This window comes from Methylocystis sp. sgz306128 (assembly GCF_056032725.1).
On record NZ_JBVYWO010000006.1, the window covers coordinates 174,677 to 193,475 of the forward strand.

Sequence of the window (18,799 nt, forward strand, 5' to 3'; positions counted from 1 at the left end):
CGCGCTAGCTGGCTAGCGCGAGCCAAGAACCTTTCGGGCACGGGAGAGGCGGTCCTTTAGGCCGGCAAGCGCCGCTTGCTGGCCATGCCCCTTGCGATCGACAAAATAAATTTTTGTCCGATCAATATCCTCGACAATCCCGTTTCCAAGTTCCCGCTGCAATTCGTCCTGCAATTGCGGCGCGCGGATATCCGGTTTGCTTTCGACAATTCGCAAGATCAATTCCTGCAACCGGTCGACGCGTGGCACCTTTGCGACTTCTGCTGACCGCGCCCGCAGAACAATCGCCATCAATTGTTCCGCCTTCTCCAGATACCCTTCGGGTGAGAACTGTTGACCCATCTCGACGCCACGAACCCGATCAAATCTCTGTAATTGCTCAGCCAATTTCCGCACTGTCTCCCGCTGCGCGCGTTGCGCTGTCAGAGCCGTCTGCCGCACCCAGAATTGCTGATGAAGAGCGTTAAGTTCAGCAGGCGTGATCGCGGGTTTCGACACCATAGGCAAATCCATTTTGTTCTGCTGCGCCGTCATCTTGTCTGATCATCAGTTTCAGAATTCAGGGTAAAACCGGAACACATCAGGATCATAGATAAAATCCAGCAAATAGCATAGGAACAGCCAAAGGCATTCCCCAAATAATTCGCCGACTCATTCAGCGCAGGCTTTGAACTGTTCACGCGACGGTCGGTTGCAGAAGAGTAGTTCTTTATCCTGCGAGTCCCGGCTTGGAGGCTTCCGCCCCTCTAACCCTCGGCCATACGTCAAGGGTCAATCCGAGCCTAACTCCCAATATCAACCTGAGTCTCACTCGACCGCAGCCAAGCGGACAAAATTTCAACCGCAGCGTCAACCTGATGCGGCTTACGCAGGGCGCACTCCCATATTGTCGCTACTCGCCATCCGCCTTCAAGAAGTATCCTGATAACAGCGCTGTTCCGCGAGACATTCCCCTCGAATTTCGCTTGCCAGAACTCCGAGCGGGTTGAAGGATTGGTGGTGTAGCGACAGTCCTTGTGGCGATGCCAGAAGCAGCCATGCACGAAGACCACGGCGCGATGTTTAAGAAGAACAAGGTCCGGTCGACCATAAACCTTGCTGGAATGAAGCCGGAAGCGAAAGCCGCGCGCATGTAACGCCCGCCGTAGCGCCAATTCCGGTTTCGTGTTTTTTCCCTTGATCCCTGCCATCATCCGTGACCGGGTGGACCTATCAACAATGTCCATCACATGCGCCCTGGTTTTCGTATCTAAACCTAGTATACAACTGCTGAACCAAATTCGTTAGGAGCGTGATTTGCCTTCCACTTTCGGCATTGTCGATCTGTTTGCAGGTCCTGGAGGACTTGGTGAGGGCTTCGCCTCACTCGTCGAGGATGGACTTACGCCGTTTCGGATCGGAATTTCGGTTGAGAAGGAGGCATCGGCCCATCGGACCCTGACGCTGCGCGCGTTCCTGCGTGAGTACCGTGCGCGCCATGACGTCTTGCCCGAACAGTTCGTCGATTTCCACGCGGGACTTGCCGCCCAACCAGACTGGTCAGCCGTTGACAATGAAGCGTGGCAGCATGCCGTCAACGAAACGCGCGCGCTCGAGCTCGGCACAGTGGCTGCAGCAACAGCCATCGACGGTGCCATCGTGAAGCTGAAGCGAAAGTACGACGACACTATCCTGATTGGCGGACCGCCATGTCAGGCCTACTCACTAGTCGGGCGAGCTAGGGCCAAGGGTAAGATCGGTTATGTTCCAGAAAAGGATGAACGGCACTTCCTATTTCGCGAGTACATCCGGGTGCTCGACAAACTGCGCCCCGCCGCCTTCGTTATGGAGAACGTCAAGGGTATGTTGTCATCAACAATTGAGAGCAGACTTGTCTTCGAGATACTGATGGAGGACTTGTCCTCTTTGGGAACGGGTCACGGCCATCACTACGAACTGCGCGCCATCAGCGTCGAAAATGGAAAGGCCAACTTGCATGAGGCAGTCCAGCCTTCCGACTTCATCGTTCGTGCCGAGACATTCGGAGTGCCGCAGCGACGTCACCGGGTGATTATCATCGGAATCCGGTCTGACCTTGCAAGCAAGGCCGCCAACGCCGAGATCGCCATCTCCGAAAAGGCGCGGACAGTCAGCGAAGTCATCGGAACGATGCCCGCCCTGCGCAGCGGCCTTAGCCGAAACCTAGATGGCGCGGCCGTGTGGCGAAAGGAGGTCATCGACTCCGCGAAAACGCTCGAGGACATATACAGAGAAAAGGGCGACGACCAACTTCGCGAAGCTTTCTTGGCCGTTTCAAGGAGGCTTACATATGAGGCGCCGACCCTTCGGGTCGCATCGTGCCTGCCGGAGAGCTACGGCGCTTCGGACGATGAATTGCAACGCTGGCTTGAGCGACCGAACATGCGCGCCATCGCTCAGCATGAAACCCGCAGGCACATGGCATCCGACCTAGGGCGCTACATGTTTGCAGCGGTGTTCGGAGCGACACGCGGATACAGCCCCAAAGCTTGCGACTTCCCTATCGCGCTCAGCCCTGATCACCGCAATTGGCACAGCGGTATCTTCAACGACCGCTTCCGGGTTCAGCTGGCCAACGAGGCTTCAACCACGGTCACTAGTCATATCTCCAAGGACGGACATTACTTTATCCATCCCGATCCGATGCAATGTCGCAGCCTCACAGTTCGCGAAGCCGCCCGACTTCAAACCTTTCCCGACGACTATCTGTTTCTCGGCAATCGAACTCAGCAGTATGTCCAAATCGGAAACGCAGTGCCTCCGTTCCTTGCAAGACAGATAGCGAAGCTACTACGGATTTCCTTGGAATAATTCTGTTTATTCGCGCGGCTTGATCTAGCCCGTGAGTAGTTTCCGTAAAATTTCCACGTCGGCCTTCAACTCAGAAACGTTTGAACAACGACCCAACAAGTATTTCAAAGCATTAGCCTCTGGCTGCGCCAAAATGACTTTCGCGTTTCCCAGTTTGGCAAGGGCACCACTTGACTTGGGTGACAACCAGTATCGTTTTCCAGCAACCTCGCGCACCCGATTAACAGAAGAGCTAATCTTTTTCTGGGTGGTCAATTTTGCTTCGGCATCGATCTTCCTGTTTAGGGCTTTCTTAATAACGATTTCCGTGGCGCTGTGTTTCATGCGACAGGGGATTAGATGCATCACTTCAGCATCGTCGCCCGGCTTCTGCGTCTTATACAAGACACTTCGAAGGGTCTCCGAATCGGCCCGGGTTCGAGTAAAGGTGCCGGCGATTTTAATTACATGCTCGATCGCAGCTAGCTCACGCTCAGAGACGGTGGTAGGCGCCTGCAATGCCTTGTCAAGCGCGGCAGCCGCAGCCAACCAGCGCCGTTCCAAAGCAAACTCTCGCATCCGCTTAACTGCGCCGCGTTGTCGAGAGTGAACTTGAGCTTTAGCTTTTTCTGGTTGTTGCTTACTTTGTGAGCGGGGCTTTGCCGGATTTGGAGCAGCCGGATTGGCTGGTAGCTCAAAGTCCAAATCCTCGATGGTCCAATTAGTCTCGTCGTGATCCCACCGTATGAAATCAACCTTTTGAAATTTCCCTCGAGCCTGTTTCCCTTGGTTGGCGCTGAAATAGCTCTCTCCACTCATCTCAACCTCGAAATCGAGTGCTAAAACATCTCTTAGAATAGAATCTTCGGGCTGGTCGATGTCTATTTCATTTGATGATTCTGGCTCAGAGGACACGCGTCGAATTCGATCGTGGTTGACGGGTTGTGACGCAATCCGCATACCATTATCTTCAATCGAAACCGCATGGTGAATTTCCTGATCGGTATGAGATGCCCAGTACTGTCCGATCGACTGAATGAATGATCGTGCCTTATCGAACAAAATCACTTGGCTTTCCTTTCGCCGTTTTCATCAGCCTGTTCTATGTAGCGAGCTCACCCAATATCGAAAACCAGCGTTATGCCTGTCGCAATTCTTGAATATCTCCCTGAGGCGCAGGAAATTCAGCGGATCGCACCGTTGTCCATGTATCCGCGCGTTTTGCCACCTCCGAAATCTGCTGACCTGGAGCTATCCTGTTGAACTCGGCGTTCACAACCACGGCCCAGTCCCAAAGCAAGTCGTGCAGACCACCGGAAACCCCCTGCCGCATCCAGATCTGCTCTAGGTCGAGCCTGTCGCCAAGCCTATCAGCGACGACCGAGACGACATAGGTTGCGATGTTGACCCACCCCTGGCGGAAGACGTCCTTCACCTCCTTCGTCTTGATCATGCTTTCGATCGTCTTAAATAGAATTACCTTGGCGATCATTGCTCGATACCAGCGTGCGTCGAGCGGATTAGGGACAATGGCCGGATCATCATCGAGTGCCGCCATGAAGGCTGCGAAGTTCTTCTCGCCGGCCATTGCGACTTGATTCGGTTTGCCGCGCCAAGCTTCATGATACTTTGCAATGTCGTTCTTGGAGAGCTTGCGCTTTGGAAGGATAATCTCCTGCAATTTCCGGCGCTTCGCCGGAGTGTTTCCGTCTCTTAGCAACATGACGCTATAGGCCCCAGCCGCGCGCTCGTAGAACCACCGTGTTGCACCGTCGGGGCACCACGTCTCGTTTGCTAGCTTCTCCAACTGAACATGGAACGGCCGATTTGCTGACAGGTCTGACATCTTCACTGCATTCTGGCTATTTGCATAGCGGGAAACATTGCTAATCAGTCGCTCGCGGGCTTCGTCCTGCGATACCTTGAGAATGATGATCTTCGCAGGGACCATTACGTGGCTGAGATCGATGGTCCTATCGTCGCGAGACGCGAAGTAGATTGACGAAGTGGTCTGGCCGCCATTTACGATTTGCAGACCCTTCAAGAATGAAATCCCCAAGTTTCCATCGTCAGCTCGTTCGAATACCGCTTCGTCACAGACCAGCACCAAACCATTGTTGAACGCGAGGAAATGCTCTGGTTCCCTTCGCAATGTGTCGACGATGCCTTTGTTTACAGCTTTCTTGGCACCGAGAAATGTCCGCACGTTTGCCTCCAGCAGCCGCGTCCCGAATCGCAGGTAGAGGTCTCGAATGATCTGCCCTGGAATCGCAGTCAGCGCAAATTCGTAGTCGGCATCCGGATCTGGGACATGGACGCAAGGAAGTGGTCTGCCAATCGTCTGTTTGAAACTGAGAGCGAGTTCGTCTCGAGGCTTGCCGTCAGTGTGGCGGAACAACCTCTCCATGTCCATGGCCTCGGCAGCCACCATCTTTCCATGAACCTCATGATTTGAGAACCTCTTGGTTTTCGTTCGACCATCAGTAATTACAAATACTCGTAATCGGTCGATATTGCTCCACCGAGATCGGATTGTCGCCACGAGGTCACGAACTGGATGTGTAGGATCAATTTTCGCGTCTAGTTTGCCGCTCGCTGCGCCAAGGAGAAATCGTACGCCTTCTTTGGCGGTGGTCGAGGCATCCAAGTCCGTCAACTCTTGCAGGTGGTCAGAGCCAAAGTAGTGGGTCACGAACAGGTCGAGTTCAGTTTGATCGGAGCTGAGGACATAGCCCGTGATGCGAAGCCTCGCGTTTCCGACTTTGCCGTTCCAGTGGCAGATCGTCGGCTCTTCACAAATTCCGTTATCAGCGACGTGCTCCATTACCTTCTCTGCAAAAACGAGTTCCTCTGAAGGAAACGGTCCCTCGTTTGCCTCCACGCGGTCGGAAATGGCGGTTTGCAGATCAGAGCGAAAGTTACGGTGAAATTCTTCCAAGCTCATGTCAATTCTAGTCCAAATTTGTTGATGAGCTCCGAGAGCCCGATGGCGGGGACTTCGAGAGCATCAAGGTCGAGCACATAGGCAGCTGAACGAATAGCAGCTGGCAGGGAGGCGCGCGTGAGACGCGGCATTTCACCTTCTGCGTGAAGTACTCTAGAGTCCTTTAATATCAGTGTACGCCCGTAGAACGGTGCATGCTCGTCAAAGTACCCAATCACCAGAAGCAACGCCTCGAATCCGCGCTTAACTCCGCCAATCGCAAACCTCTCTCGAAGTTCAGACACGAGATCGACTAGCGATATCCCGTCCATGCTTTCTTCGAAGCGGAATGCGCAGAGGAAGATGGGAGCTCTATCACCATCCAGTTGATCGATACTGTTGATGCTTGCTAGAAATCTTCCGGTCTGAACCGTGCTCTTCACTTCTATGGCGCCGCCAAATACGTGGAAATCCTGCGCGGCGTGCAACGGACCCCGCCAGCATTCAAGGGCACCAGTCCCGAGGGATGAGCCTACAAGCAATCGAAGCATCCACAGTTCGCCGAGCAGTCCGATCTGCGCATCGGATGAAAGTGGGCGGCGCGTCCGTGCCATGAAGGATTGCCACTCCCTGACCCGCTCTAGAAACGTCTCCATAACGTCACGGGTCGCAGTGTCTGCTGTGACTTGGAGCATCCTCAAGATATCGACGACCATGATAGTGAAAATATCCAGAGACCCCTCTTGCCGTCTTATCAAGGCAACGGCGGTCTTTCCTTCAAAGACTGGTTGGTTTTCGATACAGTCTACGTCAAAGCCCTTGCCTTCAGGTAACCGAGCCGGATCTACTGGAGTGGATCCGGGGAAAGAAACGATCAATGCCTCCCGCCCAAGGGGGAATTGACAACCTGCCTCGACCGAGACGGCACCCACCCCGGTGAGGTGAATGAAACGCCAGTTCTCTCCAACTTCCTGGCGCGCGAGCGCCCGCCACGCCCGTACGAGACCGTCTTCAGTCCAATCCCTCATTGAGACCTCCCCACAGTACGCTGTTGGCGATGTACCGCGAGTTGGATACCCTTCTCTCGGAAGTGCTTGATGGAAAACTGATTGCCCAAGCGACGATCGGATCAGCATTCTTTAACTCATCGATACCAGCTTCCTCGGGATCGAGAAGATAGAGCATCAGCAGGCCGCGTTCCCGGCGAGCTGGAATGCCCGCTTCGACAACACCGTCTCCGAGAACATGACGGATCTGGGGACCTCTAGGCTCTGACGGAGGCTCCTTGCCATCGTTTCGATCGGTGTCATTGCGCCAAGTCTTCCGGCTAAGATCCAGCGCAGCCTTCCATTCCGCTTCGGTCAGATCGATGGCCTGATCTCGAGGCGAGATCAGGGTCTTGATGGAATATCGATCCGCATGTTCCGTCGTTCGCCTCCTCTGGAGCATGTTGACTGAACAGCCACCAACCTTCCGAAGCTTGTCGTCGGCGCCACTGTCCTTTCCGATCAGCGCAACCGTCCAGCTCGTGAGCTCAAAATCCTTGTTCATCTCCTCTATGAAGTCAGCTATCAGCGGACTCATGATCCTGAAGCTGGCCGGGTGGGTCCTGTAGTCCCGGAGGAACGAAATTACACTGAGCGCTGGTACGTCTCGCCAAAGGTGGCCGTTCCACTTCTGACCTGCTGGCAAGAAGAACTGGTCGTTCAGATCCCTTGATTTGCCAAGTAGTCCTATGAAGCGATCCATAGCTTTGAAGTTTGCCGTGATGTGGTCCTTTCGGTTAGGAAAAACGATGGTCTGCAAAAGATCGCCTGAATAGGTAAGCTGCATTGCGCGAGCATTTCTCATCTTGGCCCGCGAAGTCACGGTTAGGACAGAATGCGATTTCACGCGCAGTCCAAACTGTTTGGGTGTGGCGCCGGCCGCAACCATATTGTCGAACTCTTGGCGCAATTCTTCGGCAGCATCAGCGATATGGCCGAACCACTCCACCATTTCCTGAGACGTATAGAGGCGACAGACATCGAGGTAGCCATCGCGATAGCCGAACCAGCGCCCCATCTGCATGAGCGTGTCGTACATACGTGCGGTGCGCAGAAAATAGCTCGTACAGAGACCTTCAAGCGTTAGACCACGCGCTAGCTTGTCTCCGCCGACGGCAATCACTTTTAGACCTGTGCCATCATTCTCGGCATAGTCGAGTGCGTCCTTCGCCGTACCGTTAATCTCACGAACACGAATGTCGGACAGGACGTCAGGGAGGACTGCACGAACGTCAGCCCATGAAAAATCCTCCAGCATTTCCCCTTCAACGAGGGCAAAGCGGATATCCTGCATCCCTTTCCGGAAGACTTCCTCATACTCTGTGCGCATTAAGGCCTCGACATCCGCAAGTTCAATGCCGCGGGTGTATCGGCCCTTCAAATCACGGACATATTCGGCCACCTGATTTACGACTTCGCTTTGAACTGACGTGAAGCGCGTTACATGAATAAGCATTGATGAGTGCTTGCTGCCCTGTCCGCGCAGCTTCCGCACTACGCAAGCGTACACGAACGATCGGATCGCTTCCGCGAGCGAATCCGGCACACGGTTGTCTCCGTTCCAACGAGGCCGATGTCCGTTCTTGTGCGGTTTAATCTCCGGCGATGTCGTTGTTTTGCTAGGCATCCAGAGCTGGAATTCGTCGTCCGAGAGCGGGCGCACCAAAGGCAGGTCATTTGGCATGCTGGACGCAGATCCGAAGACCCGACCCGGTCCAACATAGTTTGATGGCGCCGCAAGACTGGTGATGAAGGCCGCTGGAAAAAGATCCGGTCCGTACTCCTGTGTCTCGCCGCGATCGTGAATAAAGATGTTTGCGAAGGGTGTCGCCGTGTAGCCTACGTAAGCCTTTCGCGAAAAGTGGTGGAGGATCGACCTGATCAGCCTGTTGATGGTCTTGGGTTGATGTTCGAGATCTGGATTGCCGAACTCATCCACGACGTTTTCACCCGTGTCGACGGACCCATGATCTGACTCGTCGTCGATCACGAGAAGCGGGAGATTGGTGACGAGCTTGCGATTTGTCTCAGGATCGACGTTGTTGGCGACTCGGTTGCGGATCCAGTGCAGCAGTCGCTCGAGGACCGTCTTGTTCTTCTTGACTACGAATAGCCACGGTCGCTGCTCCGGGCTGATATTCATCTTGGCCGCAACAGCTGTGTTGAAGTCGCCCTTGTCACTTCGATTGGTTGCCGCGTTCGGACGAACAGAAACGTCCTTGTCTATCAGACCCACCCCGACTGCCGGGAGCTCGTCAACATCAGCTATAGTGGCAAAACCGAGGAACCCTTCGTCAAGGCGGATCTGCGTCTGGGTTCTAAGGTTATTGTGTAGGCCGGCCAGCACGATTATGATCTTGTAACCAGCGTCAGCGGCCTTGCAAATAAGGCCCGTGTAGTTGCCGGTTTTTCCCGACTGAACGTGGCCAACGACTAGTCCGCGACGATCCCATGCGCCTTCTCGGGTCGGATCCTCGAGTTGTGACAGCACCTCGTCTGTGGCGACATCAAGGGCATCGAGCGCCGTCCAAGGGATACGCGCTTCCATGTACTCGGAGTAACGCAACCAATAGGTCCAGCCTTTTTTCCTTTCCGCATCCAGCCACGCAATATGATCATCTCCGCTAGAAAGAGTTGCGTTATCGCCCACCGTACGGCTTGATCGGCGGATGAGTTCGTCAACGAGCGCGTCCCGATCAACGAGGGCAAAGTCGTCCTCCATCATGATCGCAAGTTTGGTCAACTCCTTTTCGATCATTTCTGGCGTGACAGGGCTCTGAGCGCGCTCCGCGGCGAGGCGAAGCATGTTCTGTGCCATGGAAAGAATTGAATCGAAAGCTTTCTGATTCGAAATCGTCATTGCACGTCTTTCACTTTAAGGGATGCAACCAGATTACGGTGCTGGTCGAATGGAGGCGTGCGACCGAGGCGTTCGCGCGCCTCGGTCGGGCTAAATCCGCGAAACCTCACTAGTGCTTCAAACATCGAGGCCAGCGTCTCCATCACTTCGTTGTCCGGTGCCCCGGCAAAACCTGTCCTCGGCGTCTCCTTGTCTTCCGCGGTATCCAGCCAGATGCGCTGCACAGGAACTGTCTCCTCGACGAGCCTGAGAAGAGCGAGGATATCGGGTTTCAGCGAACCTGCGCGATCCAGAATTGAGGCGACAAGATCATGATCGCGGGCAATCCGATAGGATGTCCCTTGTGCCGAGCGTCGCACCTGCCAAGCTTCTGCCACAGCGTTCGCGCGCATTCCCGCAACCGGCGTGATATGACCACGATGAGCGAAAACCAGCTTCGCTTTTTTGCGTGTGTCCGATGCCAGACGGTAAAGCTGAGTTCGCAATCGGACTGGATAACTGGCCGTCGACTTCAGGACATTGATTTTCCAATCGGAGTCCGCGCTGTTCGGTATGTCGAGCCGGATACGAGCAAGTCTGTGAGCTTCATCGCGCGGCCATAGCTTGCGGTCATCGCCGAGGCCCAGCCAACCTCCGGCAAGGATGAGACGCTTGTTGCGGTAAACGTAGAAACCTTCCTGCTGCGTCCATCCTCCGGGTCCCGCTGCGGCTTCTTGTTCTTCTGTCTTGAGCATATCGCGATGCGGAAGGACATGGCATTGAACCGTCACACCTGTTGCGTGTTGGATGCGGTACTCGGTGCTTTCGAGCGCCTTACCCGGATGTCCCATTAAGTATGGATCCCATGGCTTCACTCCTCTATTGTTGAGAAGGAGGCTAAGCTTGGGATGCTGGACATCAAGAAATCGATGAAAGGTCATCGCAAGATGCGCCTCGACACGATCGACGAGCTCATTCATGTCGTTGGCGGCGAAGCCATCGGTTACAATGCGGTCGAGCTTTTCCCAGACGACGACAGTTCCGTGATCCAGCTGGTCGAGCGGCGCAATCAGATTCTCTGATCCCGGCGCTGGACCCTCAAACAGTGGCCACTCGGTGCCCTGCTCCTGACCAATTAGGTCGAGATCCCAGCGTAGACACACGACAGATCCGCCGTTCTGCCGACTTGCGACAGTCAGTCTTCGCGCTTGCGAGAAACTGGCTGTCTTCAGCCCCAATCCAAAACGCCCAAGGTCACTGGTGGCGCGTTCAGCCCTCGGATCGCGTGCGCCGAGTCGCATTCCGGCCTCCAGAGCCGCATCATCCATGCCGTCGCCGTCATCAATGATCCTTACCCAGCTCTCTGGACCGGCCCATTCAAAATGAATGTCGACCTTGCTCGAATTTGCCGCTATGGAATTGTCTACAAGATCGGCAAGTGCGGTAGGACACGCGTAGCCCAGCCCGCGAAGGGACTCAAGCATCGATCCGGCATGAGGAGGAGCATTTCTTACACCCATGCCGTCATTTCTCCAACAAGAAGGCAAATCGGCCTAGTCTGCTAGGATGCTTTAGAATTTGCAGCGCCTTTGCTTCAATTTGTCGAATTCGTTCGCGCGTTAGTCCATAAATCTGTCCAATTTCCTCAAGAGTCATCTCTTTGTTCCCTCCGAGTCCAAAGCGCTTCCGGATCACATCTGCCTGACGCTGCGGCAGTTGAGCCAATGCATCCGTGACGATCCTTTCGGTCTTTGCCTGATCAAAGATATCCGTGTTCTCCTGCTCCGTGAGCAGTTCGTCCCACGCGTCATTGCTTTCTGGGTATTCGGCCTTGCGGGGTATTCTCCGGAAGGCTCTCACCTCGTCAATTGTACATTCCAGATTGGCGGCGAGTTCATAGTCGGAAACAACGCCGTCAGCCCGGACGTCGAGCATGTCCTGGGCACGATCAAGCTTCGCGATTTTCTCTTTTCGATGTACCGGGATGCGGATCGCTGCGCCTTCATCAGCGCGCCAACGCGTGACGGCCTGCCGCATCCAGTAGGTGGCATAGATCAGGAATCGATAACCGCGCTCGGGATCAAAGCGCCATGTGGACCGCTGCAGCCCCATGAAGGCTACCTGGAACACGTCCTCCGGCTCTTCATCTTCCGCCACGTTCCGCGCCGCAAAGCGCCGCACGTAAGGCAAGTGCTCCTTAATCAGGTGCGCCGCAGCAACTTCGAAGAGCAGAAGCTGTGTATCCAAATGAACGGCGCGCTCTCGGCAAGCTGGGTTCTGTTCCAGTGTGCGGACAAGTTCCTTGTGGAACGCAAGAGAGAAATCGAGCGCTTCGAGCGCCGCGAGCGCTTCCCTTCGCTGTTTGCCATCCATCACACGACCATTGGCATACCAAGACTTCAGAGTTTCCGCAGCGGCCATAACTTCGGTCGTATCGGGATGGCCCGGACGCGAGGGCATGATGGTTCTCAGCGAAACCGAACTAGGGTCCCGCGAACCTTCGCGGATACGGTCGACGACATCAAGGATTTTTTCAACCGCAGCTTCGGACGCAAGAATCCCAAGTTGGAGCTCTTGCTTCGCCCGTATCATGGGTTCCAACACTTTTAGCTCGTCTGACTTATACATAACAAAGCGCTGTGTCCCGGGCAACCGCGTTGCACGCGTTAGGGCTGCCTCGACCGCTTCAACTAAATCATCGGACGATAGGTCCGGTCCGGCGTCCCAGAGCCCGGAATTATACCCGTTCGCCTGATCGAGGTAGAGGCCCGCAACTTCGAGGTTAAGCTGGAGATTGGTTCGCAGTTCCTCGAGATCACCATTCCCTTCGCAATTGGCAACGAGACGGTCGACGTCATCGAAAGAGCACCACCCCTTCGCCAACGTTTCCTCTACCCAGACGATGCAGATTTCTGGATCAATCGACAGCCGTGTGCCGGTCTGAACGACAGCGCGCTTGACAGATTGCCGACCGCGGTTACGCACCTTCAGGAAGTCATTCTCTGCATTTTTATCGACGGCTACTAGGTCGCTGGAGCCGATGCCCTCTCCTGCTATCTGTGCAGGTGAAGGGTCTAGATCCCAATTTCTGTCCTCGCAATCCGAAACTGCAGGTGCTGAACTGCCGAACGCGACGAATGTCCCCGACGCTGTTTTGCCCACATACTGGGCGATAAATTCTTCGGGCTCTGCCTCGGGCTCGAAAATAAAGAGATCATCCAAATCATTGAATATATTATCTTTTTTAGCCCCATGAACCTCAGCAACACGATACTCCGAAACTGCATTAGTTAATGCCGGCACGGGGTCGCACTCCAATATATCTTCTTGCTCGTCGCCCGCCTCCGACAACGTTGCAGCAAGCGAATACAGCAGCTGCGCGACGACGTTATGGCCTTCGGCAAATGCCACATCAGCGGGCGTCCGTCGGTCATGGTTCAGTCGCCCGGGGTCGGCGCCCTGCCGAATGAAGAGATCGCAAACAGCAAGATTTCCCATGCGCGCCGCAAGGTGAAGTGGTGTGTCTCCCTTTGGATCGACCGCGTGCAGGCGAGGAGATGAAGCGAAATCGGCAAGTTTCTCGATCTTGCCTTCAACAATCCGTCGGATCTCAACAGGGTCAAGAACTTGACTTATCGATTCGCTAACCGGCATGGCGCGACTACCTAAGATATGGGACACTCTATCCATGTTCTTCATGGACAATCACCCGGTTGGGAAGCACTTTCTGCTGGTCTTGCAGCTTCCTTACGCCGAGATCAGCATCGAACCACATACGCCCGAGCGTATCGTACGGCAGCGCTCGTGGGACGTTGATCTTCGCCATGCCTCCTCGCATCCCATAATCCACGCTCTGATCCCTTAAAACTGGATACTTTTTGATTGGGACTTTCTCTTTACGTCCTCCAGAAAATGCAGGCAATTCGGAGGTCAGGTCAAGGTGAACCACAACAAAAAAGTGGCAGCTTATCGCATCAAAAAGGAACAGTCAGTCGTCCAAGGGCTCAAAGCGCCGACCATCGACGCGAAATTCCAGCAAATCTTCATCGCGGAACACCGCAACCACCAAAGTAAGTGGTTCCTGAAAATATTGACTGCCGGAAAAGTCTTCACTGGGATCGAAGATCGGAGCAGATAAAACGGAGGTCACAATGGCCGGTTCTCCGTACTCGGGATATTTCCGATTCTTGAGCCCGGGCTTCCAAACAACAAATTGGCCCTTGGTAAAAACATTATGACGATCAAGTCGCTCCGTCAGCTCCGCGAGCATGGATTTATGCGCAGCGGTTGGATCTTTGCTCCCTGGTGCCTGCGCAATATGTAGGGGGCGAAATTTATGATCAATTTTTTCCTTGCGCATCCGACACCCCAATAACAATTTCACATGAAAAGAGAATAATCAGCAGGTATGACAAAAACAGACACGTCATTAAAAAGCTTAACGAAACAGTGGGCGAGAAAGCCATGGCAATTGCCGGACCGTAATGATCTGCTTGCCAATTGCTGGCAAATTCGACCCGAAGTCCAAACAAATATCTTGCCTGTGACCCGCGTTTAAGCTGCCGCCAACACACCCCGCGATTTCAGCCAGGCCTCAAACGTTTCGGTCGTTCGTGATGCCAACCAAAGAGTACGATAAGAGACGCAGCGATATTCCTGCTTGTTTGCGAACAGATATTTGTCGGCCCGACGATGCCCAAGAGCCGCGCTGATGCATTTCACACCTGAATTATTTGCATTCCGCCTGACAGAACCTGACATGGTGAGTGTCTCCCTGTGCAATGGGTGGAGACATAACAATAGCAATTGAGACAGAGAGAATATTTTGAGCTGGAAACTCTGTTTCTGCAAAATGCTGTGTTTGTCTCCCACTAACAGCACCACAGAAAGCGAACGATCAAGATGCATGAGATAACAATATGAAAAATATTGCTAAATTATAATTTTTATGTAAGTTTGATTGCCTATATTACAGATTTTAGGTTTGACATGAAAGCAGTTGGTTATTGCTGGGCAGAGGTGGACGATACAGATGGCGAAGATAAATCGGCCCTGCCCCGCTTTCTGATCGAAACCCACATAAAAAGGAATCAATGGCCACGGCGCGGTATATTTTTTGAGGACCGCACTGACTCTATCCTGCCCTTTGATCAGCGCCCTGTCGGCGGGGGTTTGATGGAATTATTAAGCCGAGGGGACGTCCTGATCATTCCGGCGCAGGATTGCCTGTTCCGCTCAGCAACTGATGGCGTCGCCATAATTCAGAAATTTCGTAAACGAGGCATTGGCGCCCATAGTCTCGACCTGAATACGGATATCGTGAACGGATCGCTGGCTGACACCGTTCTGGCTGTTCTAGGACCTTTGGCGCTTTCAGAAGCCCGCCTCCTCCGTGACCGCGTCAAAAAGATGAAACACGTTCATCGAACTGAAGGGCGTTACCTTGGGGGCAAAGTTCCGTTTGGCTTCAGGATTGACGAAGCCGGAAAACTGGTTCCAGACCGACACCAGCAAGCGTCGATCAAGAAAATGCGCGCCATGCGCGCGGAAGGATTTTCGCTCCGTGCCATTGCCAGCGAAATGAACCGACGAGGAATTACAATCAGTCACGTTGGCGTTAAAGCCGTTTTGAACAGCCAATCTTTTACTGCGACGCTTGACTGACCTCGGATCATTATGTGATCGGCCGATATGAGCTGGCGGGCGGCCGTTGCAAAAATACCAGCAGTGTTGATTTGCACGCCATTGCGACCCGGTTTGCATAAATTGCGGTGTAGCGTTTACAGTCTGAGCACAGTGTCGTCTGCGGTGCCAGCGAGATTAAATGCGGGGCAACCCATCTGAAATACCGGTTGGATTGGGGTCGAATTCAGCAAATCCCCTCATTTTCGCACTCGACTTAGTTTCGACCAATCACAACAAAAATTTTGTCAAGTTTTCCTTGACAGCCGGAAAAACGTGACATAATCATTGTCATGTTCAGAGGCGCATATGACACTTGCCGAATTTGCCGACGCTGTTGGCGTCCCGCCCCGCCAGATCCGCTACATGATTGCGGAGGGCTGCATACCTGCGGCACATGCAACAGGTCGTGGCGCCGACGCATATGGCGAAGCGCATCTCATCAAGGCGCGGCGTTATATCGCGCTTCACAAATTGGGCATGAAGTCTGCGGCAATCAAAGTGCTGATGGCCTTCGACGAAGCTTTGCCGGTGTACCAATCGGCGGGCGTGGAATTGCGGATCGATCCTTCGGTAAAGCCGCAGGAGATTGATGTTGAACAGGCTTTGCGCGGAATCGAACAGGCTCTGCGCGCATATGTGACCAAAATTACGCATAGCGGCTCTTAACCGGCTCTTGAATTCAAGGAGTTCACATGGAATTCGACCATATCGGCATGCACCGAGCAGATCCGCTCGCACAAATTTCCAATTCCATTGGTCGCGACGCGCCTGCAAAAAAGCCCGCGCCGCTGGTCGGGCTGCATCTCGAGATCGACGTGACGCTTGGCCTCGCCCGAATTGTCATGAACCGCCGGTACCGCAACACTGAAGCGGTGCCTATCGAAGCTGTCGCCACCTTTCCCATACCGAGCGAGGCCATTGTCACCGGCCTGACCGCAACCATCGGCGAGCGCCAGTTATACGCCATTGCCAAATCGCGCAAAGCCGCGCGCGCCGATTATGAAGATGCCATCGACCGCGGTAAACTGGCCGTGCTGCACGAAGAAAAGATGCGCGGCATTCACACCCTGTCGGTCGCCCAGCTCGCACCCGGCCAGGAGGTCGCGATCGATATCGAATGGATGATGCCGCTGGCCCTGATCGGACAGATCCCGATGCTGCGTATCCCGATGACGGTGGGCGAACTCTATGGCCCGTCGCCCTTCCTGCCCGTGGATGATTTTGCCACCACGACCGACAAGACGTTCCCGGCCATTCTGTCAATCCGGTCTGACAGCGGCACGCCGCGTTTCATGGATCAACGCATCATCGGCGAAAAGCCCGTGAATTTCCCGCGCAACCAGTCGCTCGAGATCCAGATCCCGGGTGCGCAATTCGGGACGATGACGGGGCGCAATGCCGCCGGTCAGCAGCTTGAATTGAGCCTGAAGCCGCTGCCGACAGGTGCCGGTCAGATCGATGTGGCGATCCTGTTCGATCGGTCGGGTTCGACGGGCGCGCAGGTTTCGAACGGCGGAATCTTGTGGACCAACATGCGCGACGGCCTGAGGCATGCGCTCAACGAAATGCGCATCGACGATCGCATTGCCCTCTGGCAATTTGACGATACGGTCGAATGTCTGGGTCGTGCCAACGGTCCGAAATCGCACCAACTCACCGATAAAATTGGTCAACCGGCCGGCGGCACGGAACTGGGCAACGCGGTGAGCACCCTGCTCGAAAGCGACGTGCGGGACATCCTGATCATTACGGATGGAAAGACCCATGCAACGGAAGTGCATCGGCTCGCCGCCACGGGCGCGCGCATCTCGGCCGTTCTGGTTGGACGAGACAGCATTGATGCCATGATCAGCTATATGGTGGCGCAAACCGGCGGACAACTCTTCATCGCCCCCGAAACTCACGAAGCAAAGGCCATCATCTCGGCGTTGCACAGCCTTCGCATGCCCAACATCGCCGAAGGCAAGAATTCGGGGAAGGCAAACGCGTTCAGTCTCGCCCACTCAGGTGTATCGATGCACATTCATTGGCGCGAAGCCGCGGCAGAAGGTGCGATGGATGCCATTGGCCGCTATGCGACGGCCCTGACACTGGCGAAGTTTGACACGTCCACAGCAGAGCAGATGGCTCTGGCCAACAATTTATGCACGCACCTCACCAGTCTTATTCTGGTCGATGAGGCCGGCGCCAGCGTCAACGGCCTGCCCGAGATGCGTCAGGATCTTTTGGACGCTCCGGCCTTTTTGCGCAGATCAGATTCCCCGCCCGTGCGACAAAGCCATGCCTATATGAGCGATTCAAAGCCAAGCCATAGCAATCGAGACGATGTCCGGATGAGTATGATGAATCGGCTCATCCAATTCAGTTCCAAAGATCACAGTGCTCAGATTGACGGCATCGACATCCAGGCCTCGCTGTCAACCCACTCCTTTGACGAGCCTGTCGATGCGCTTGGCGAATTCGGATCAGAGATCAACGAATTTCCCGCAAACAAAGCAGGCGAACTCCCCCTCCCCGTCGAGCTTGCCCGATCGATCGACTGGGTCACGCATGGCCCGTCCCTTGGCCGCGCCGATGTCAGCGCATTGCCGTTCTGGCTCAAGACACGGCTGGCCCTCTTCATGCACACGCGCCTTGTGCGCCAATTGGCGCGGCGGTTCCATCGGTCAAAGCGCGAGGTCGCGATTTACCTGCTCGCACGAAGCGTCGCTGCGCAGAACAATTATGCCGCCCGGGTGATGCGGCAAATCGGTATTGCTATGGAGGAATAAGCGCTCGCGATCCTTTGCCCCAGAAAATGGAGGGACCTCGGGTCTAAGGTAACCGCAAATCAATCTATTCTCCCAATAATCTCGCAAATATCTTCAAGATAGAGCCATTTCTCATTGGGCTCTGTTCCCTTGCGAAGATATTGTGGAACACTAACGAACTGGAGTTCCCCATGAAGTGATCCATCTTTTGGGATAATTCTGTCCCGCGATACGGAGCACCAACCTATAACAGGCAAACGGGAAATGGCCGAAGATATAGTCATGAAGCTTCGGCAGGCTGAGATTTTACACGGACAAGGCAAGTCGGGTTCCGACGATGTTCGGCACATTAGCGTAACGGTTCAGACTTATTACAGGTGGTGCCGGGAATACGGCAGCTTTAGCCAAGATCAGGCAAAGCTATTAAAGGAGCTTGCAGCAGAAAATGCTCGGTTTTACAGAGCGGTCTCCGATTTCAGCCTCAACAAATTGATTTTGAAAGAGCCTGCAAGAGGAAATTTCTAAGCCCTTCGCGTCGCCTCCAATGCATTGACCACGTCTGCCAGGCTCTCGGCATGGCGCAAGCCCTCGCCGATCTGATCCATACGTCTCCTCTATCGTAATAAAGTAATTACGTCCAAATGAACCTCGCCATTGTCAATCGCCCGATTGGAGTGCGAAATCCAGCCGAATATTCTGCAAATTCATGGACTATTAGTGCAAGGTAGACATTTTAACCCATGCGATT

At 54.3% G+C, this 18,799-nt stretch carries 15 protein-coding genes; 5 read left to right on the plus strand and 10 right to left on the minus strand.

Features of this window, described 5'->3' with window-relative positions; translation table 11 throughout:
• Window positions 1-12 precede the first annotated feature (12 nt).
• On the minus strand, window positions 13-501 hold the full coding sequence (locus AC0N03_RS11560) for a hypothetical protein (protein WP_474288920.1): 489 nt from the start codon (window positions 499-501) through the stop codon (window positions 13-15).
• 281 nt (window positions 502-782) lie between these two features.
• The gene (locus AC0N03_RS11565) at window positions 783-1,226 is read right to left on the minus strand and encodes a very short patch repair endonuclease (protein ID WP_474288921.1); all 444 of its coding nucleotides are present in this window, start codon (window positions 1,224-1,226) and stop codon (window positions 783-785) included.
• A 70-nt stretch (window positions 1,227-1,296) separates the two neighbouring features.
• Here AC0N03_RS11565 and AC0N03_RS11570 point away from each other — a divergent pair, with 70 nt between their 5' ends.
• Window positions 1,297-2,829 carry a DNA cytosine methyltransferase gene (locus AC0N03_RS11570; RefSeq protein ID WP_474288923.1) on the plus strand — a complete coding sequence of 511 codons (1,533 nt, stop codon included), beginning with the start codon at window positions 1,297-1,299 and terminating at the stop codon, window positions 2,827-2,829.
• Window positions 2,830-2,853: 24 nt separating this feature from the next.
• On the opposite strand, the gene AC0N03_RS11575 is transcribed toward AC0N03_RS11570, so the two are convergent.
• The 8 genes from AC0N03_RS11575 to AC0N03_RS11610 form a co-directional block, all read right to left on the minus strand.
• Entirely contained in the window at window positions 2,854-3,876 is a 1,023-nt protein-coding gene (locus tag AC0N03_RS11575) for a hypothetical protein (RefSeq protein ID WP_474288924.1), read from the minus strand.
• Window positions 3,877-3,946: 70 nt separating this feature from the next.
• Window positions 3,947-5,752, minus strand: coding sequence for an AIPR family protein (locus AC0N03_RS11580; protein ID WP_474288925.1), 1,806 nt, complete (start codon window positions 5,750-5,752; stop codon window positions 3,947-3,949).
• On the minus strand, window positions 5,749-6,759 hold the full coding sequence (locus tag AC0N03_RS11585) for a PD-(D/E)XK motif protein (RefSeq protein WP_474288926.1): 1,011 nt from the start codon (window positions 6,757-6,759) through the stop codon (window positions 5,749-5,751). The genes AC0N03_RS11580 and AC0N03_RS11585 overlap by 4 nt, the downstream gene beginning before the upstream one ends.
• On the minus strand, window positions 6,743-9,637 hold the full coding sequence (locus tag AC0N03_RS11590; RefSeq protein ID WP_474288927.1) for a Z1 domain-containing protein: 2,895 nt from the start codon (window positions 9,635-9,637) through the stop codon (window positions 6,743-6,745). Before AC0N03_RS11590 ends, AC0N03_RS11585 begins: the two co-directional genes overlap by 17 nt.
• On the minus strand, window positions 9,634-11,136 hold the full coding sequence (locus AC0N03_RS11595) for an ATP-binding protein (protein ID WP_474288928.1): 1,503 nt from the start codon (window positions 11,134-11,136) through the stop codon (window positions 9,634-9,636). Before AC0N03_RS11595 ends, AC0N03_RS11590 begins: the two co-directional genes overlap by 4 nt.
• 4 nt (window positions 11,137-11,140) lie before the next feature.
• A complete protein-coding gene (locus AC0N03_RS11600) occupies window positions 11,141-13,315 on the minus strand; it encodes a sigma-70 family RNA polymerase sigma factor (RefSeq protein ID WP_474288929.1) in 2,175 nt (724 codons plus the stop codon).
• Window positions 13,299-13,442 carry a hypothetical protein gene (locus AC0N03_RS11605; RefSeq protein WP_474288930.1) on the minus strand — a complete coding sequence of 48 codons (144 nt, stop codon included), beginning with the start codon at window positions 13,440-13,442 and terminating at the stop codon, window positions 13,299-13,301. The genes AC0N03_RS11600 and AC0N03_RS11605 overlap by 17 nt, the downstream gene beginning before the upstream one ends.
• A 162-nt stretch (window positions 13,443-13,604) precedes the next feature.
• The gene (locus AC0N03_RS11610; protein ID WP_474288931.1) at window positions 13,605-13,976 is read right to left on the minus strand and encodes a hypothetical protein; all 372 of its coding nucleotides are present in this window, start codon (window positions 13,974-13,976) and stop codon (window positions 13,605-13,607) included.
• A gap of 569 nt (window positions 13,977-14,545) precedes the next feature.
• Here AC0N03_RS11610 and AC0N03_RS11615 point away from each other — a divergent pair.
• The 4 genes from AC0N03_RS11615 (at window position 14,546) to AC0N03_RS11630 (ending at window position 18,576) form a co-directional block, all read left to right on the plus strand.
• Window positions 14,546-15,280 (plus strand): recombinase family protein, encoded by a 735-nt coding sequence (locus AC0N03_RS11615; protein WP_474288932.1) that lies wholly within the window; start codon window positions 14,546-14,548, stop codon window positions 15,278-15,280.
• Between the two features lie 327 nt (window positions 15,281-15,607).
• Window positions 15,608-15,967, plus strand: a complete 360-nt coding sequence (locus tag AC0N03_RS11620; RefSeq protein WP_474288933.1) for a MerR family transcriptional regulator — start codon at window positions 15,608-15,610, stop codon at window positions 15,965-15,967.
• Window positions 15,968-15,993: 26 nt separating this feature from the next.
• Entirely contained in the window at window positions 15,994-18,072 is a 2,079-nt protein-coding gene (locus tag AC0N03_RS11625; RefSeq protein ID WP_474288934.1) for a VIT domain-containing protein, read from the plus strand.
• A 243-nt stretch (window positions 18,073-18,315) separates the two neighbouring features.
• On the plus strand, window positions 18,316-18,576 hold the full coding sequence (locus tag AC0N03_RS11630; protein ID WP_474288935.1) for a hypothetical protein: 261 nt from the start codon (window positions 18,316-18,318) through the stop codon (window positions 18,574-18,576).
• The last annotated feature ends 223 nt before the right edge of the window (window positions 18,577-18,799 follow it).

Bases quoted from the DNA above. Each gene is read 5' to 3' on its own strand.
- AC0N03_RS11560 (WP_474288920.1), bottom strand. From the start codon at position 501: ATGGTGTCGAAACCCGCGATCACGCCTGCTGAACTTAACGCTCTTCAT.
- AC0N03_RS11565 (WP_474288921.1), bottom strand. From the start codon at position 1,226: ATGGACATTGTTGATAGGTCCACCCGGTCACGGATGATGGCAGGGATC.
- AC0N03_RS11580 (WP_474288925.1), bottom strand. From the start codon at position 5,752: ATGAGCTTGGAAGAATTTCACCGTAACTTTCGCTCTGATCTGCAAACC.
- AC0N03_RS11585 (WP_474288926.1), bottom strand. From the start codon at position 6,759: ATGAGGGATTGGACTGAAGACGGTCTCGTACGGGCGTGGCGGGCGCTC.
- AC0N03_RS11590 (WP_474288927.1), bottom strand. From the start codon at position 9,637: ATGACGATTTCGAATCAGAAAGCTTTCGATTCAATTCTTTCCATGGCA.
- AC0N03_RS11595 (WP_474288928.1), bottom strand. From the start codon at position 11,136: ATGGGTGTAAGAAATGCTCCTCCTCATGCCGGATCGATGCTTGAGTCC.
- AC0N03_RS11600 (WP_474288929.1), bottom strand. From the start codon at position 13,315: ATGAAGAACATGGATAGAGTGTCCCATATCTTAGGTAGTCGCGCCATG.
- AC0N03_RS11605 (WP_474288930.1), bottom strand. From the start codon at position 13,442: ATGGCGAAGATCAACGTCCCACGAGCGCTGCCGTACGATACGCTCGGG.
- AC0N03_RS11610 (WP_474288931.1), bottom strand. From the start codon at position 13,976: ATGCGCAAGGAAAAAATTGATCATAAATTTCGCCCCCTACATATTGCG.
- AC0N03_RS11620 (WP_474288933.1), top strand. From the start codon at position 15,608: ATGACACTTGCCGAATTTGCCGACGCTGTTGGCGTCCCGCCCCGCCAG.
- AC0N03_RS11625 (WP_474288934.1), top strand. From the start codon at position 15,994: ATGGAATTCGACCATATCGGCATGCACCGAGCAGATCCGCTCGCACAA.
- AC0N03_RS11630 (WP_474288935.1), top strand. From the start codon at position 18,316: ATGGCCGAAGATATAGTCATGAAGCTTCGGCAGGCTGAGATTTTACAC.